15 protein-coding genes are annotated in these 15,373 nt (G+C 61.0%); 8 read left to right on the top strand and 7 right to left on the bottom strand.

The features are described 5' to 3' along the window. Window positions 1-2: 2 nt before the first annotated feature. Window positions 3-1,022, bottom strand: a complete 1,020-nt coding sequence (gene murB / locus ABH944_RS26830) for a UDP-N-acetylmuramate dehydrogenase (RefSeq protein WP_404610197.1) — start codon at window positions 1,020-1,022, stop codon at window positions 3-5. Between the two features lie 136 nt (window positions 1,023-1,158). Here murB and ABH944_RS26825 point away from each other — a divergent pair, with 136 nt between their 5' ends. After that, on the top strand, window positions 1,159-1,644 hold the full coding sequence (locus tag ABH944_RS26825) for a YajQ family cyclic di-GMP-binding protein (RefSeq protein ID WP_062081973.1): 486 nt from the start codon (window positions 1,159-1,161) through the stop codon (window positions 1,642-1,644). A gap of 103 nt (window positions 1,645-1,747) precedes the next feature. On the opposite strand, the gene plsY is transcribed toward ABH944_RS26825, so the two are convergent. Together plsY and ABH944_RS26815 are read right to left on the bottom strand one after the other, a co-directional pair. Next, entirely contained in the window at window positions 1,748-2,371 is a 624-nt protein-coding gene (gene plsY / locus ABH944_RS26820; RefSeq protein WP_097264987.1) for a glycerol-3-phosphate 1-O-acyltransferase PlsY, read from the bottom strand. A 62-nt stretch (window positions 2,372-2,433) separates the two neighbouring features. Further along, entirely contained in the window at window positions 2,434-2,925 is a 492-nt protein-coding gene (locus tag ABH944_RS26815) for an aminoacyl-tRNA deacylase (RefSeq protein ID WP_404610198.1), read from the bottom strand. Between the two features lie 124 nt (window positions 2,926-3,049). Here ABH944_RS26815 and ABH944_RS26810 point away from each other — a divergent pair, with 124 nt between their 5' ends. Next, window positions 3,050-4,201, top strand: coding sequence for an acyl-CoA dehydrogenase family protein (locus ABH944_RS26810; protein ID WP_404610199.1), 1,152 nt, complete (start codon window positions 3,050-3,052; stop codon window positions 4,199-4,201). A 1-nt stretch (window position 4,202) separates the two neighbouring features. Continuing rightward, window positions 4,203-5,738 carry a class I adenylate-forming enzyme family protein gene (locus tag ABH944_RS26805; protein ID WP_404610200.1) on the top strand — a complete coding sequence of 512 codons (1,536 nt, stop codon included), beginning with the start codon at window positions 4,203-4,205 and terminating at the stop codon, window positions 5,736-5,738. Between the two features lie 20 nt (window positions 5,739-5,758). On the opposite strand, the gene xerD is transcribed toward ABH944_RS26805, so the two are convergent. Both xerD and queG read right to left on the bottom strand, forming a co-directional pair. Continuing rightward, complete coding sequence (gene xerD / locus ABH944_RS26800; RefSeq protein WP_404610201.1) at window positions 5,759-6,682, bottom strand: site-specific tyrosine recombinase XerD; 924 nt, start codon at window positions 6,680-6,682, stop codon at window positions 5,759-5,761. A gap of 35 nt (window positions 6,683-6,717) precedes the next feature. After that, window positions 6,718-7,974 carry a tRNA epoxyqueuosine(34) reductase QueG gene (queG, locus tag ABH944_RS26795; RefSeq protein WP_404610202.1) on the bottom strand — a complete coding sequence of 419 codons (1,257 nt, stop codon included), beginning with the start codon at window positions 7,972-7,974 and terminating at the stop codon, window positions 6,718-6,720. A gap of 17 nt (window positions 7,975-7,991) precedes the next feature. Here queG and tsaE point away from each other — a divergent pair, with 17 nt between their 5' ends. Together tsaE and ABH944_RS26785 are read left to right on the top strand one after the other, a co-directional pair. Continuing rightward, window positions 7,992-8,546, top strand: a complete 555-nt coding sequence (tsaE, locus tag ABH944_RS26790; RefSeq protein WP_404610203.1) for a tRNA (adenosine(37)-N6)-threonylcarbamoyltransferase complex ATPase subunit type 1 TsaE — start codon at window positions 7,992-7,994, stop codon at window positions 8,544-8,546. Then, a complete protein-coding gene (locus ABH944_RS26785) occupies window positions 8,528-10,075 on the top strand; it encodes an N-acetylmuramoyl-L-alanine amidase (RefSeq protein ID WP_404610204.1) in 1,548 nt (515 codons plus the stop codon). Before tsaE ends, ABH944_RS26785 begins: the two co-directional genes overlap by 19 nt. Window positions 10,076-10,146: 71 nt before the next feature. Here ABH944_RS26785 and ABH944_RS26780 read toward each other — a convergent pair whose 3' ends face one another. After that, a complete protein-coding gene (locus tag ABH944_RS26780) occupies window positions 10,147-11,031 on the bottom strand; it encodes an EamA family transporter (protein ID WP_404610205.1) in 885 nt (294 codons plus the stop codon). A 292-nt stretch (window positions 11,032-11,323) separates the two neighbouring features. Here ABH944_RS26780 and ABH944_RS26775 point away from each other — a divergent pair, with 292 nt between their 5' ends. Both ABH944_RS26775 and trxA read left to right on the top strand, forming a co-directional pair. Beyond that, a complete protein-coding gene (locus ABH944_RS26775; protein ID WP_404610206.1) occupies window positions 11,324-12,223 on the top strand; it encodes a pirin family protein in 900 nt (299 codons plus the stop codon). A 122-nt stretch (window positions 12,224-12,345) separates the two neighbouring features. Continuing rightward, on the top strand, window positions 12,346-13,194 hold the full coding sequence (gene trxA / locus ABH944_RS26770; protein WP_404610207.1) for a thioredoxin: 849 nt from the start codon (window positions 12,346-12,348) through the stop codon (window positions 13,192-13,194). A gap of 133 nt (window positions 13,195-13,327) precedes the next feature. On the opposite strand, the gene ABH944_RS26765 is transcribed toward trxA, so the two are convergent. Next, window positions 13,328-14,188, bottom strand: coding sequence for a tRNA threonylcarbamoyladenosine dehydratase (locus ABH944_RS26765; RefSeq protein ID WP_404610208.1), 861 nt, complete (start codon window positions 14,186-14,188; stop codon window positions 13,328-13,330). A gap of 341 nt (window positions 14,189-14,529) precedes the next feature. Between ABH944_RS26765 and pdxH the strand changes: the two genes are divergently transcribed. Next, the gene (pdxH, locus tag ABH944_RS26760) at window positions 14,530-15,186 is read left to right on the top strand and encodes a pyridoxamine 5'-phosphate oxidase (RefSeq protein ID WP_404610334.1); all 657 of its coding nucleotides are present in this window, start codon (window positions 14,530-14,532) and stop codon (window positions 15,184-15,186) included. Window positions 15,187-15,373 lie beyond the last annotated feature (187 nt).

Here is a 15,373-nt window from a genome sequence, read left to right as displayed (position 1 = left end):
AATCAAAGACACACCGGCTCCGCTTCGAGCTCGACGGCGAAACGCGCGTGCACGTCGCGTTTGATTGCATCGGCAAGTTCGAGGATTTGTGCGCCCGACGCACCGCCGCGGTTCACCAGAACCAGCGCCTGCCGGTCGTGCACGGCGGCGGCTCCGATTGCACGGCCTTTCCAGCCGCATCGGTCGATCAGCCAGCCGGCGGCCAATTTGAACTGCCCATCCTGCTGCCGATACGACACCAGTTCCGGCTCAAGCGCCTTCAACGCATTGAATGCGGCTGCGCTCACCACCGGGTTCTTGAAAAAGCTGCCGGCATTGCCGAGCACCCGCCAGTCGGGCAACTTGGCCTGACGCACGGCGACGACAGCATCGAAGATAGCCTGCGGATTGTTCGCGCCGCTGGTCTCGAGTACACGCGCGATATCCGCGTAATCCGCCCGTGGCGTCCACGCTTTCGGCAGACGAAAAGTCACCGATACGATCACAAAACGCCCCCGTCCTTCCTGCTTGAAAAAACTGTCACGGTAGCCGAACGCGCACGCATCGCGATCAAATTCCCGCGTTTCTCCCGTCGATAATTCAATTGCCCGCAAACGCTCGAAGCGCTCACCCATTTCCAGCCCGTAGGCGCCTATGTTCTGGATCGGCGCCGCGCCCACCGTGCCGGGAATCAGCGCAAGGTTTTCGAGCCCGGGCAAGCCCTGCGACAAGGTCCACGCGACGAATTCGTGCCAGTTCTCCCCCGCGCCGGCTTCTACAAAAACGGCGTCATGATCTTCGTGAATCACACGACGGCCACGCAGTTCCACAAGCAACGCAACACCATCGAAATTGCTCGTCAGCACGACATTGCTGCCGCCACCGAGCACCAGTTGCCGCATGCCGCTTAGCCGGGCGTCGCGAGCAAGCGCCGGGATCTGCGCTTCTTCCGTCAGCCGAACGGCATGCTTGGCGTGAACGTCGAAACCGAACGTGTTGTGCGCGAGCAGCGGGTAATCGGAGAAAAGTTGGAACTCGGACATTGAGGAAGTGTTCGGGTCAGATCGGGGGCGGCCTTGGGCAAACCGGGACGGCATCGGTAGAATGACGTAGGTCCGTGATTATAGCGAGTGCGTGCGAGCCTTACGCCACGCCTCGCATCAACGAAGGGGAATGCAGATGCCATCGTTTGACGTCGTCAGCGAAGCAAACATGATCGAGGTGAAAAACGCCATCGAACAATCGAACAAGGAAATTGCCACGCGCTTCGACTTCAAGGGTTCGGACGCACGCGTCGAGCAAAAGGATCGTGAACTGACGCTTTTTGCCGACGACGATTTCAAGCTTGGCCAGGTCAAGGACGTGGTGTTGTCGAAGCTCGCGAAACGCAATGTGGACGTGCGGTTTCTCGATTACGGCAAGATCGAGAAGATTGGCGGCGACAAGTTGAAACAAGTCGTCGAGATCAAGAAGGGTGTAACCGGCGATCTGGCGAAGAAAATCGTCAGGATAATCAAGGACAGCAAGATCAAGGTCCAGGCCAGTATTCAGGGCGACTCGGTGCGCATCAACGGCACGAAGCGCGACGACCTGCAAAGCGCTATTGCGTTGCTGAAGAAGGACGTCACGGATACGCCGCTGGATTTTAATAATTTCCGCGACTGAGCGTGGTTGGCTTGCGTTGATTCAGGTACCGCAAAAGCAAGAAAGCCGCCCTCAGGGCGGCTTTCTTCTTTCCTGCTTCCGCTGCACGCGGTTTTACAGCGATTCATTCAACCGCTTCCGCCGCCCGCTTCTTCTCCCCGATCCGGCTTTCCTTGCCATCCAGCAGCTTCTTGATGTTCCCGCGATGCCGCCAGATCAGCAGCGCGCTCATCGCAGCAACGGCCAGCGAGATCCGGCTGGGGCCGAAAAGAAAGACATCGAAGAACGGCGCGAACACCGCCGACACCAGCGCCGCCAGCGACGAATATCGGAAGAAAAACGCAATGATCACCCACGTCAGCAACGTGGCCAGCCCCAGCACCGGGTTGATGGCGAGCAGCACGCCCGCTGCCGTCGCTACGCCCTTGCCGCCCTGAAACTTGAAGAATATCGGGAACAGATGCCCGAGAAACACCGCGATGGCGGCCAGCGCGACAGCCGTGGAATCAAGCCCGAACCGGGCGCCGAAATGCACAACAACCCACACGGGCAGCCAGCCTTTGAACGCATCGCCGAGCAGCGTCAGGATGGCAGCCAGCTTGTTGCCCGTACGCAGCACGTTCGTCGCGCCCGGGTTGCCGGAACCGTACGAACGCGGGTCGGCAAGACCCATGGCCGAACTGACAACCACCGCAAACGAGATCGAGCCGATCAGGTAAGCCACCACAGCGACAATCACATTGTTCATTGATTTCTTCTTATCTTCGGGAACAGAAACAGAGGCGGGTGCAAGCCTTCAGGACGCGCATTTTAATCGACGCTCGCGCAACTCACGGGCGTAGCCTTCAGCAGGGCGGTCAGGACCGGCGGCGCGATGCTCACCAGATACCCGCGCCGCCCGCCGTTCAGATAGATTGTGTCGAGGTCCAGGATGCTGGATTCCACGTACACCGGCATTGCCTTCCTCGTGCCAAATGGCGATGTGCCCCCGATCAGGAAACCAGAATGCCGGTTGGCCACTTCCGGCTTGCACGGCTCCACTCGCTTCGCGCCAATCTGCCGGGCAAGATTCTTGGTCGAGACCGTTTTGTCACCGTGCATGAGCACGATCAACGGCTTCGCCTGTTCGTCCTCCATCACGAGCGTCTTGACCACGCAATGCTCGTCCACACCAAGCTGGCGCGCCGATTCTTCCGTGCCACCATGCTCGACATACTCATAAGGATGCTCGCCAAAAGCGACCTTGTGCCGACGCAAAAACTGCGTCGCCGGGGTCTCGGAAATGTGTTTTACCTTGGACATGACGGCATTGTAGCGGCGCGAAAGCACGGCCACCATCGGCCGAACGGTCAATTGTGCAGGCCGATTTACTGTGGCACGATCGTTCGCAAGTGCTCATTCGGCGTATGCCTCAAGGAGATTCAACGTGATTCGTGATTCGGAAACCCAGACGTTGCTTGAAGACGCCATTCGCCGCTTTGTACGGGAAACGCTCGTACCCCGTGAAGCGGAAGTCGACGAAACCGACCAGATTCCCGCCGACGTGCTCGCCGCCATGCGCGAGATCGGCCTGTTCGGGCTGACCATTCCGGAGGCCTACGGCGGCCTCGGCCTGACAATGGAGGAGGAAGTCCGCGTGGCGTTCGAACTCGGCCAGACATCGCCGGCATTCAGGTCCGTGATAGGCACGAACAACGGCATCGGATCGATCGGCATTCTGCTCGACGGCAGCGAGGAGCAGAAGCAACACTATCTGCCAAAGCTTGCCGCAGGCGACCTGATTGGCTCGTTCTGCCTGACCGAACCGGACGCGGGTTCGGACGCGGCGTCGCTGAAAACCACGGCGCGCAAGGACGGCAACCACTACGTGCTGAACGGCACGAAGCGCTTCATCACCAACGCACCGGAAGCCGGCATCTTTACCGTGATGGCGCGCACGAGCAACGCCAAAGGCGCAAGCGGCATTTCGGCATTTATTGTCGAGCGCGAGTCACCCGGGCTGTCGCTCGGCAAACCCGACAAGAAAATGGGCCAGCGCGGCGCGCATACCTGCGACGTGATCTTCGAGAACTGCCGCATCCCGGCCGCGCAACTGATTGGCGGCGTGGAAGGCGTCGGGTTCAAGACGGCCATGAAAGTGCTCGATAAAGGGCGCTTGCACATTGCGGCCATCGCTATTGGAGCGGCCAAACGGATGCTGCGCGACGCCCTCGCCTATGCCATGGAGCGCAAGCAGTTCGGCCAGCCGATTGTCGAATTCCAGCTCGTGCAGGCCATGCTCGCCGACAGCAAGACCGAGATCTATGCCGCCGAATGCATGGTGCTCGATGCCGCACGCCGGCGCGACGAGGGACGTGACGTGTCCATAGAAGCCTCATGCGCCAAATATTTCGCCACCGAGATGTGCGGCCGCGTGGCCGATCGCGCGGTGCAGGTGCACGGTGGCGCGGGGTATATCTCGGAGTACGGCATCGAACGTTTTTATCGCGACGTCCGGCTCTTCAGGCTTTACGAAGGCACGTCGCAAATTCAACAGGTGATCATCGCGCGCGGGCTCATGCGCGGCACGGAGATTTGAAATGGACATGGATGTCGCCGCTCTGCTCGCCGCGTTGCCCCCACGTATTGCCGATATCCCCGCGCGCCTCGCCGCCCGCGATCCGCAACACGTAGTGTTGATTGAAGACGAGCGGCGCCTAAACGCGGCGGAACTCGTTGAGGCCATCGACAACACCGCCCGCCAGCTCGCGCAAGCCGGTGTGCAAGGCGGCGATCGCGTGATGATCGTGAGTGAGAATTGCGTGGCGCAGATCGTGCTGATGTTCGCCGTGGCGACGCTCGACGCGTGGTGTCTGCTCACGAACGCGCGGCTTTCGGCAAGCGAAGTCGACGCGATCAGAGCGCACGCAAAACCGCGGGTGGTAGCATTCACCGTCGAAGCCTCGAAGGACGCCGCGACTCATGCGGGCCGGTTGAACGGTTCGGCAGCGGCAACTGCAACGAACATGGGCGCGTGGCGTTTTATCGTCGATGAAACCGTGTTGCCGGAGCCTGTTGAAACCGATCCCGCCCGTCAATGTGCCGCGCTGATCTACACCACGGGCACGACGGGCGCACCGAAAGGCGTGATGCTGTCGCATCGCAACGTGTTGTTTATCGCGGCCATGTCCAGCACATTGCGGCGTGTGACGCCCGAAGACGTGGTGTACGCCGTGCTGCCGATTACGCACATCTACGGGCTGGCGTCGGTCTGTCTCGGCAGCCTGTACGCGGGAGCAACGCTCCGGCTCGCGCCACGCTTCGCCCCGGATGCCGTGCGGCGAGCGTTGACTGAAGAGAACGTTTCGATCTTCCAGGGCGTGCCGGCCATGCACGCAAAACTTGTCGAGCACGTGCAGACAAGCGGTACGCCGTGGCGCGCACCCGCGTTGCGCTTCGCGTATTCCGGCGGATCTCCGCTCGATGCCGCGCTGAAAGCGCGCGTCGAAGGCTTGTACCAAGTGCCGCTGCACAACGGCTACGGCATGACGGAGAGCAGTCCGACCATCTCGCAGACCATGCTCGACGCGCCGCGCGACGACTGCTCCGCGGGTGACCCCATACCCGGTATCGAACTGCGATTCGTCGCGCTTGATGGCGTGGATGTCGCGCCGGGTGAAGTCGGTGAACTATGGGTGCGCGGGCCGAATGTGATGCTCGGGTACTACCGCAATGAAGCGCAGACGCGGGCAACGGTCACGGAAGATGGCTGGCTCAAAACAGGCGACCTTGCGCGTCAGGCGCCGGACGGTGCGTTGTATATCGTCGGGCGCAGCAAGGAACTGATCATCCGTTCGGGCTTCAACGTGTATCCGGCCGAAGTGGAGAACGTGCTGAACTCACATCCCGATGTGCTGCAATCGGCAGTGATCGGGCGGGCGGTCGAGGGCAACGAGGAAGTGATTGCGTTCGTCGAATTGCTGCCATCGGTGCATGCGCTGCCTGACGATATCGTCAAGTGGTGTGCGGACCGGCTTGCGCCTTACAAGCGCCCCGCCGAGATCCGCGTGCTGGCGGCGCTGCCGGCGGCATCGACGGGGAAGGTGTTGAAACACAAGCTCAGGGACGAGCTTTAAGTTCGCACCTGCCGCAACCTTCAGCCGCGTGGATGGTGCTCGTGATGCAGCGTCTTCAGCCGCTCACGCGCGACGTGGGTGTAGATCTGCGTCGTGGAAATATCCGTATGGCCGAGCAGCATTTGCACCACGCGCAAATCGGCACCGTGATTCAGCAGGTGCGTGGCAAACGCATGCCGCAAGGTATGCGGTGAGAGCGGCGCGCGCACGTCGGCGGTAAGCGCGTGGCGCTTGATGATGTTCCAGAACTGCTGGCGCGTCATGCCTTCGCCGCGCGTGGTCACGAACAACGCATCGGCGGCGCGGGCGCCAAGCAACACCGGCCGCGACTCACGCAAATAGCGCTCGATCCAGTCGTGTGCGACCGCCCCGAACGGAATAAGGCGCTCCTTCGACCCCTTGCCCATCACGCGCACCACGCCTTCGTTCAAGCCCACTTCCACCGTCTTCAATGTCACCAGTTCTGTCACGCGCAGGCCGCTCGCGTACATCAACTCAAGCATGGTCCGGTCGCGTAGCCCAAGTGCGGTTTCCACATCGGGCGCGTTCAGCAACGCCTCGACCTGGGCTTCGTTCAAGGTCTTGGGAAAGCGCGGCGGCTGTTTGGCCGAACGCAGCTTGATCGTAGGATCGGCGCGCGCGCGATGCTCTCGCAATGCCCACGCGTAGTAGCGCCTGAAGACCGACAACCGGCGGTTGGCGGACGTGGCTTTGTCCGCGCGACGGGCCGCAAGATAGGCATTCATATCGGCTTCGGTGGCGGTATCGACGGTGCCGCCACGCGTCTTCGACAACCATTCGGCGAACAAGCGCAAATCGCGCCGGTACGCTTCGAGCGAGTTCTTGGCGAGACCATGTTCGAGCCAGAGCGCGTCGCAAAAAAGGTCGATCGATGCGCTGCTCGACACGAGTTCCGGCGCGCGTTCTGCCTCGGTCACTTCCATTGATTTTTCCTGTAAGCCTGAGGTCATGCGTTAAGTCACCCGTGCGGTGATGCTTCCTGGCGCAGCGCCCATTCGACGTGTTCACGGACCAATTCTGAAGCATCCGCGGCGCGGGCATTCAATGCATCGCGTATTGCCGTGCGCTCGTCGACGGCCAAAACCGGCGAGCGCAACGCATTGCCCATCGCCACCGCAATATTACGCAACCATCGCTCGTGTCCGATACGGCGAATCGCGCTGCCTTGCATGCGTTCATCGAAATCATCGGCGCTCCAGCCGAACAGCATCACAAGCGACGCGCGATCGAGCCCATGGCGCACATCGAAATCCGCGACCGGCGCGGCCTGCGCGAACTTGTTCCACGGACATACGAGCTGGCAATCGTCGCAACCATAAACCCGGTTGCCGATCAGCGGCCGCAAATCTTCGGGAATGCTGCCTTTCAACTCGATGGTGAGATACGAAATACAACGGCGCGCATCCACGCGATACGGCGCCACGATCGCCCCGGTCGGGCAAACGTCGATGCAGCGCGTACAGCTGCCGCAATGCGCGCCATCGTGTTCGGGCGCTTGATCCGGATTGACGTCGGCATCGGCGGGCAGAGGAATATCCACCAGGATCTCGCCGATAAAAAACAGCGACCCGGCATCGCTTTGCAGCAAAAGCGTGTGTTTGCCGCGCCAGCCGGTGCCCGCCTTCTGCGCGAGCTCGACCTCGAGAACGGGCGCGGAATCCGTAAATACGCGGTACCCGTATGCGCCAATCTCGGCTTCAATGCGCTGCGCCAACTGCTGCAAGCGGCTGCGCATGACCTTGTGATAGTCGCGGCCGCGAGCGTAGACCGAGACCACCGCCGCTGCGGGATCGGCTATTCGAGCCCATTCCGCCGCGCGCCAGTCAGTTGCCTGACCGTCGGCTGTCGCGGCACTTTCGCGGGCCTTGCCGGCAAGCGTTGATGCCGGCAAGTAGGCCATCCGAACTGTAATAACGCGTCGCGTGCCGGCCACAAGCTCGGCTGGCCTTGCGCGTTTCATCGCATGTTTGGCCATATAATCCATCTCGCCGTGATAGCCTGCTTCGAGCCATGAAGCCAGGCCTTCTTCGGCTTCCGTCAAGTCGGCGTCGCTGACGCCGACTGCAGCGAACCCCAGCTCGCGCCCCCACGCCTTGATGCGCAGCGCGAGTTCAGCCAGCGCGGCTTCGTCGTCAAATCTGAAGTGGCGCGTGTCCGCGGCGGCGTCGTCTGACGCGCTCTCGCGTTCCACAGGGTGTTCCGGCAAACGGTTCATCACGACATTTTACGAGAATGCCCGACAGCCTCACTCGATCGTTTGCAAACCCTTCCACCGCGCTGCTCGAACGCCGCTTCGACCTGCCCGACGAAGACGCGACGCTCGCCTTCGGTGGCCGCTTCGCGCAGGCGATCCTGCAGGGCCGCCTCAAGAATTCGAACTCCCCGAACGAACGTTTTCCGGGTTTGCAGGTCCAGTTGATCGGTGACCTGGGTGCGGGTAAAACCACGCTGGTGCGCGCGACGCTGCGCTCGCTCGGTCACGCGGGCCGCGTGCGCAGTCCCACTTACACGCTCGTCGAACCCTATTCGCTTGCAACGGAAACGGGGCCGCTCGAGCTCTATCACTTCGATCTTTATCGCTTTGCTGATCCAGCCGAATGGGCCGATGCCGGCTTTCGCGAATACTTCGATGCAGGCGCGATCTGCCTGGTCGAATGGCCGCAACGCGCTGGCGGACTGCTGGGTGTGCCGGATCTCGAATTCACGCTGGAACAGGAAGGCGAAGGCCGCGTGCTGACAGCGCGCGCGTTTAGCGAAACAGGAAAGTCATGTCTCGAAAGCTGTTGATCAAGCCGTTTCATTCGATCGAATCGGCCGCCACGGCCTCGCACAACTGGCGCCGGCGCCAGGTGCTGCGCGCGGGCGCGTCGACCATCGCGCTGGCGCTGCTCGGACCGAAGCTCGCGTACGCGAGCTCGGTGCTCGGTGTGCGCGTGTGGCCGGCCCGCGATTACACCCGGGTCACGATCGAGTCCGATCAGCCGCTGCAAAACAGCCAGCAATTGCTGCAGGGTCCGGACCGGCTGGTGGTCGACCTGAATGGACTCGATCTCGATCAGGAACTGAAGGACCTGGTCTCGAAGATCACGCCGAACGACCCGCAGATCCAGTCGGTGCGCATCGGCCAGTATCAGCCGCACGTGGTGCGCATGGTGTTCGACCTGAAAGGGTCCGTGAAGCCTCAAGTGTTCACGCTCACGCCGATCGGCAGCTACAAGTACCGGCTCGTCTTCGATTTGTATCCGGCCGTTGCACCCGACCCGCTGATGGATTTGCTGGCCCAGTCCGAGCACAAGCAACAAGCTATCGATCAGACCAGCCCGAACCAGGCCCCGCCGCCCGCCACGCTGAGCGGGCCCGCCACGCCGCCGAAAGCGAATGTGCCGGACAACACCGACGAGTTTTTCCAGAAATACGCGCAGTCCGATCAGCCGCGCGCGCCGTCATCGCCTGCGCCCGTCCCGCCGATTCCAGCTTTCCCGAAACCCCGGCCCACGGTCAAGCCGGCGCCGCCTACGGCCTTGGCTAGCCAGGACGACTCGTCCGGCAACACCACAAACGACGACTACGGCTTCGCCAATCCGAAGAGCAACAAGTCGGGCACGACCCGCCTGCTTACCGTCGCGATCGATCCGGGCCATGGCGGCGAAGATCCAGGTGCGATCGGCAGTGGCGGCACGTACGAGAAGCACATTGCCCTTGATGTCGCCAGGAAGCTGCGCGCCAAGATCGACGCCCAGCCGAACATGCGCGCCATGATGACGCGCGACGCCGACTTCTTCGTGCCGCTCAACGTGCGGGTACAGAAGGCGCGTCGCGTGGGCGCGGACCTGTTCGTTTCCATTCACGCCGATGCGTTCACCACGCCCTCGGCACGCGGTTCGTCCGTGTTCGCACTCTCGGATCACGGTGCGTCGAGCGCGGCTGCGCGCTGGATGGCGAACAAGGAGAACTCGTCTGATTCCATCGGCGGGATCAACGTGACGACGCAGGACGCGAGCGTCAACCGGGCGTTGTTCGACATGTCAACCACCGCTCAGATTCGTGACTCGATGCGCTATGGCAATTTCGTGCTGAACGAGATTGGCGATATCAACAAGTTGCACAAGGGATCGGTGGAGCAAGCCGGTTTTGCGGTGTTGAAAGCGCCGGACATTCCGTCAATCCTGGTGGAGACCGCGTTTATCAGTAACCCCGAAGAGGAGCAGCGTCTGAACGACGACGCTTATCGCGACAAGATGGCGAACGCGATCATGAAGGGCATCAAGCGTTATTTCGCGGCCAACCCGCCGCTCGCAAAGAGCCGGATGACGTAAGGGACTGTGTTCGCTCGCGCGGAGCTACAGGCACCGTTCTGCCACCGCGAGCGAACCGCTTCGACTTGCCCCTAACGTGCCGTCGATAAAAACCGCTGCCGAAACCATCCGCCGAACACGTTGACCACCAGTCCGGCCATCACCAGCACCGCCCCCGCGAATTGCATCGGGCTTAGGCCTTCATCAAGCAGCAATGCTGCCGACGCCAGCCCGACAATGGGCACGAGCAAGGAAAACGGCGCGACCTGACTCGCCGGATAACGCGCCAGCAGCTTTCCCCACAACGTATAACCGAGCATTGTTGCGATAAACGCGAGATAAACAATCGCAAGAACCGACGTGAGCGAAATGCCCGACAAGCTGGCCGAAATGCGCGCCGGCCCCTCCACCATCAGCGAGAGCGCGAGGAACGGCAACGGCGGCACCAGGCTCGCCCACACTACGAGCGACAACAGGTCGACCTTGCCCATGCGCTTCGTGATGACATTGCCCATGCCCCACATGGCCGCGGCCACGAGTGTCAGCAGGAAACCGGCAACGGTCATCGCATGCCCAGCCTGCACGCCGATCACCGCCAGCCCGCACGCCGCGATCAGCAAACCCGCGACGTTGGGCCCGCGAAAGCCTTCGCCCAGAATCATGGCCGCGAAGATCAGCGTGAAAAACGCCTGCGCCTGCAACACCAGCGACGCAAGGCCGGCGGGCATGCCAACAGACATTGCGTAGAAAAGCAGCACGAATTGCCCGAACGAGATGGTCGCGCCGTAAGCAAACAGCCAGCGAAACGGAATAGCCGGCCGCTTGACGAAAAACACGGCCGGGAATGCGACCAGCGTGAAGCGCAACGCGCCTAGAAGCATGGGCGGCACGCCGTGCAGACCCACCTTGATCACGACGAAGTTCACGCCCCAGGCGAGAATGACAATCAGCGCGGACAACAAATCCTTGGGCGACATCGCCGTCTCCGTGAGTTTTATTCGAAGCTGTTTTCAGGATCAGGCCGGAGACAGGACGCTCCGAATTCAGATCGAACGCAATTCGACACTGTAGCGGACGATTTTGCAAATGCGTTGTACAAACTCACGCCATAGCCCGTTCGGATAAGGCGATCCCGCGTTGCGTCTGTCGGTGACCTCAGGTTCCGGTTTGAATGGTCGGCCGAATGGCACACCGCCCGGGTACCGCTTGCGTGCTTCCACACGGCGCCCAGTAGAATTGCATTTCCGAGTACGCAATCCGGACGTCCATATGTCTTCCACAATCCAAGCGTTTCTCAAGCCGCATCAGCACGACGTTGGCGGCCTCATGGTGCGTCGGGTATTGCCCGCACTGGCTGCCCGGACCATCGGACCGTTCATCTTCTTCGATCATATCGGCCCGGCAACGCTCGCACCCGGCGTGGGGCTGGACGTGCGCCCCCATCCGCACATAGGCCTGGCGACCGTCACATATCTCTTCGAGGGAGCGATCGTGCATCGCGACAGCGTCGGCTCGGTCCAGAAAATCACGCCGGGCGACGTCAACTGGATGACGGCCGGCGGCGGCATCGTGCATTCGGAACGCACGCCGGACCCGGAACGCGCCGCAGGCCAGAACATGCACGGCATCCAGACATGGGTCGCGCTGCCGGTAACGGAAGAGGAGTGTGCGCCGTCGTTCGAGCACCATCCGGCCGCGACGCTGCCGCAACTCGAACGCAATGGCGTGAACCTGCGGGTGATCGCCGGCAGCGCTTTTGGTGAAACAGCGCCGACCACCACGTTCTCCCCCACCCTCTATGTCGCGGCGCAATTTTCGGCGAACAGTGCCGTGACGCTCGATACGGAACATGAGGAACGCGGGGTCTATCTGTTGGAAGGCGATCTCACCATTGACGGCGACGCGCTGCCCGCCGGCCAGATGGCGGTGCTGAAGCCCGGATTTGCCGCCGATCTGCGCAGCACGGGAGGCGCCATCGCGATGCTGCTTGGCGGCGCGCCACTGGACGGTCCGCGTTTCATCGAGTGGAATTTCGTGGCGAGTTCACGAGAGAAAATCGAGGCTGCAAAACTGGCATGGAGCGAACAGCGAATAGGCCAGGTCCCTGGCGAGACGGAGTTTATCCCGTTGCCTCCACCGCGCCGCCCGGCCAATCCGCCTGATGCTTGAGGATTGCCAGGCTCAAGGCCTGAGGTCCGGGCCCGCTGCTGAATCAGGTGTGCGCCCGGTTGAACTTGGCCGGCTTGCCCCAAGATAATTGTTCATCGTTTACGCGTTTCTGGAGGAACACCATGGATACAACACTCGCTACGTTCGAACAGGACGTAATCGCCGCGTCCACGCTTGCGCCGGTGCTCGTCGATTTCTGGGCGCCGTGGTGCGGTCCGTGCAAGACGCTCGGCCCGATGCTCGAGCGGCTGGAAGCGGAAGGCGCGGGCAAGTGGAAGCTGGTGAAAGTGAATGTCGATGAAAATCCGGAACTGGCGCAGCACTTCCAGGTGCGCAGCATTCCGCACGTGGTCGCGTTTGCGGACGGCCGTGCCGTCGACCAGTTCATCGGTGTGCTGCCGGAAGGCCAGTTGCGCGAGTTCATCGACAAACTGGTTCCGGACGGCGCGGAGGCCGAGCGGCGGGCCGCGCATGCGGCCTACGCGGCCGGCGAGACCGATCTGGCCATTGACCATATCAAGGCGGCGCTGGCGCTTGATCCCGGTTATGACGACGCGCGGCTGGACCTGATCGAGTGGCTGCTCGCTGCGGGCCGCACGGACGAGGCACGCGACGAAGACAAGTTGCTGTCGCCGAAAACCACGCAGGGGATCGATGCCCGTTACAACGCGCTAAAAACGGAGCTGGACGCCGCCGATGCCGCTGAGAGCCTTCCACCCGCAGACGCCCTGATCGACGCAGTGAACGCGAATCCGGATGATCTGGAAGCCCGTTTCGCGTTGGCCAACCGGCTGATCGCCGGCCGCGATTACAACGGTGCGCTGGAGCATTTGTTCGCCATCGTGACGCGTGACCGCACGTTCATGGACGACGTGGGCCGCAAAACCATGCTGTCGGTATTCGGTCTGGCCGCACATCAGCCGGAGGTGGTTTCGCAATGGCGCCGCAAACTGAGCGCGGCAATTAACTGACACATTAAATAAATGCCTGACGCCAAAACCTTTCAAATAGTTTGAACATATATTGGCGAAGAAACGTTTTGAAAAATGGCCGCTTTCAAGCGGCCATTTTTTTAATCTTTTGAGTCACGCGCAATGTCGATGTTTAAGCGCGTTTCGCGATATCTCTTAAGACATAAGCAGCAGCGGCGAATCCGAAACTTGCGGTCACGCAGACACTTGATCCGAATCCCGCGCAGTTCAGTCCGACCGGTCCCGTAGCAGCGGGCGCTGTTTCTTCCGGTCCGCTCACCTCGCCGGCATCGCGAGCAGGCGCTTCGGGGTAGATCAGCGGCTCGTCGGAATAGACCGCGCTCACCTTGAACTTCGCTTTCGGTCCACGCGGGAAACCGTGCAATTTGCGCAGTTGTCCGCGCACCTTCGAAAGCAACGGATCCTGGATCGTGAGCGCCAGATCGTCGATACGAATCCGCGTCGGATCGAGCTGCCCACCCGCTCCGCCTACGGTGATCAATGGCTGTTCGTGCGCAACACACCACGCAATTAGCGCCGTTTTCGTACGCACGCTGTCAATTGCATCGATCACGAAATCGAAACCGCCGCCCAGCACCGAATCGAAATTCGCGGGCTCGATGAAATCTTCGACCTGCTCCACGCGGCACGCCGGATCGATCAGGTGGATGCGCTCGGCCATCGCGCTCACCTTGGGCTTGCCGTAGTTGCCGTCAAGCGCATGCACCTGGCGGTTCGTATTGCTTTCGGCCACGTTGTCGAGGTCGATCAGCGTCAGGCGCCCGATCGCATTGCGCGCCAGCGCTTCGACCGTCCACGAGCCCACACCGCCAATTCCGATCACCGCCACATGCGCGCGTTCGAAGGCCGCGAGCCCGGCCGGACCGTATAAGCGTGCCACCCCGCCAAAGCGCCGGGCGCGGTCGGCGGCTTCAATCTCCGACGTAGCGGAGTTAAAATTCAAAGCATCGGCAGAGGCAGGAAAAGCGGTCATGATGGGCACGCGAAAGGTAAGCGAAACTCGCAAAAACAAGGACAGGAGAGCATCACAATAGCGGCGAATGGCACTGGTCAGCACTGACGCGCTATCGCAACGATAGAAGCGGAGATCAGCAGGAATTCGCTGAATTGCGTATTCTGCCTTATCGAAGATTGGACGTAAGAAATCGACGGCCAGTTTTTGAAAGCAAAATGAAAATAATTGCCGAGTTGAGTCAAATTTTGTCGCCCGGGATCATGATCTTAATCATTAAAGATCAAAGGGATATTGGCGGTAAAGCGCAGAATTTGACGAGCTTGGCTATACTAATGCGATTGAAGCGTTTGCATAAGAAAATGACGACCCTCGCTGATCTTCGAAAGAATTATTCCCTCGGATCGCTGGAAACATCCGACGTGGATCCCAACCCGATTCGACAATTCGAAACGTGGTTCGCGCAGGCGCTCGACGCACAATTACCCGAACCCAATACCATGACGCTCGCGACCGTCGACGAGCGCGGTCATCCTTCGGCACGCATTGTGCTCATCAAGGGCGTAGACGACCGGGGCTTTGTTTTCTTCACAAACTACCTCAGTCGCAAAGGTCACGAACTCGCGAGCAACCCTGCCGCGAGTCTGCTGTTTTACTGGATCGAACTCGAACGCCAGGTGCGTATCGAGGGTTCCGTCGTCAAGACAAGTCCGGAAGAAAGCGATGCGTATTTCGCGTCGCGCCCGCTTGGATCGCGAATAGGCGCGTGGGCGTCGGAGCAGAGTGAAGTGATCGAAAGCCGCGCGGTGCTTGAAGCCCGCGAGCGCGAATTGATTGCGAAATACGGTGACAACCCGCCGCGTCCGCCACATTGGGGCGGCTACCGGCTCGTTCCCGACACCATCGAATTCTGGCAGGGCCGACCGTCACGGTTGCATGACCGTGTCGTCTATAAACGTGCTGCACACACGCTTGGGGCGAATGGCCAGCAATGGCAAATCGTCCGCTTGTCGCCTTAGCCTTAGCAGGACTTCGACTTTCGCCGGGTTCCTCGTGGACCCGTATTGACTGGACCCGCATTAAATCGCGTCTCGTTGCGGCGTGTCCGGGTGGCGAAGGGCAAACAGAGAAGGGCAAGCGACAAAGGCATCGCGAACACAGTGCAAACGTGCAGTGCAATCGACCCGGTTTAGCTTCATTTTCATC

Origin of the sequence: Caballeronia udeis, from assembly GCF_044909315.1 — a bacterium.
In the GTDB taxonomy this organism is placed as follows: Bacteria; Pseudomonadota; Gammaproteobacteria; order Burkholderiales; family Burkholderiaceae; genus Caballeronia; species Caballeronia udeis_A.
Note: the sequence above shows the minus strand (reverse complement) of the source record. Positions and strands in the feature narration are given on the sequence as shown.

Excerpts from the sequence above, each read along its gene's own strand:
- ABH944_RS26775 (WP_404610206.1), top strand. The coding sequence starts at position 11,324 with ATGTCTTCCACAATCCAAGCGTTTCTCAAGCCGCATCAGCACGACGTT.
- tsaE (WP_404610203.1), top strand. The coding sequence starts at position 7,992 with ATGCCCGACAGCCTCACTCGATCGTTTGCAAACCCTTCCACCGCGCTG.
- ABH944_RS26780 (WP_404610205.1), bottom strand. The coding sequence starts at position 11,031 with ATGTCGCCCAAGGATTTGTTGTCCGCGCTGATTGTCATTCTCGCCTGG.
- ABH944_RS26825 (WP_062081973.1), top strand. The coding sequence starts at position 1,159 with ATGCCATCGTTTGACGTCGTCAGCGAAGCAAACATGATCGAGGTGAAA.
- ABH944_RS26765 (WP_404610208.1), bottom strand. The coding sequence starts at position 14,188 with ATGACCGCTTTTCCTGCCTCTGCCGATGCTTTGAATTTTAACTCCGCT.
- trxA (WP_404610207.1), top strand. The coding sequence starts at position 12,346 with ATGGATACAACACTCGCTACGTTCGAACAGGACGTAATCGCCGCGTCC.
- murB (WP_404610197.1), bottom strand. The coding sequence starts at position 1,022 with ATGTCCGAGTTCCAACTTTTCTCCGATTACCCGCTGCTCGCGCACAAC.
- plsY (WP_097264987.1), bottom strand. The coding sequence starts at position 2,371 with ATGAACAATGTGATTGTCGCTGTGGTGGCTTACCTGATCGGCTCGATC.
- ABH944_RS26785 (WP_404610204.1), top strand. The coding sequence starts at position 8,528 with ATGTCTCGAAAGCTGTTGATCAAGCCGTTTCATTCGATCGAATCGGCC.
- pdxH (WP_404610334.1), top strand. The coding sequence starts at position 14,530 with ATGACGACCCTCGCTGATCTTCGAAAGAATTATTCCCTCGGATCGCTG.
- xerD (WP_404610201.1), bottom strand. The coding sequence starts at position 6,682 with ATGGAAGTGACCGAGGCAGAACGCGCGCCGGAACTCGTGTCGAGCAGC.
- ABH944_RS26815 (WP_404610198.1), bottom strand. The coding sequence starts at position 2,925 with ATGTCCAAGGTAAAACACATTTCCGAGACCCCGGCGACGCAGTTTTTG.
- ABH944_RS26805 (WP_404610200.1), top strand. The coding sequence starts at position 4,203 with ATGGACATGGATGTCGCCGCTCTGCTCGCCGCGTTGCCCCCACGTATT.
- queG (WP_404610202.1), bottom strand. The coding sequence starts at position 7,974 with ATGAACCGTTTGCCGGAACACCCTGTGGAACGCGAGAGCGCGTCAGAC.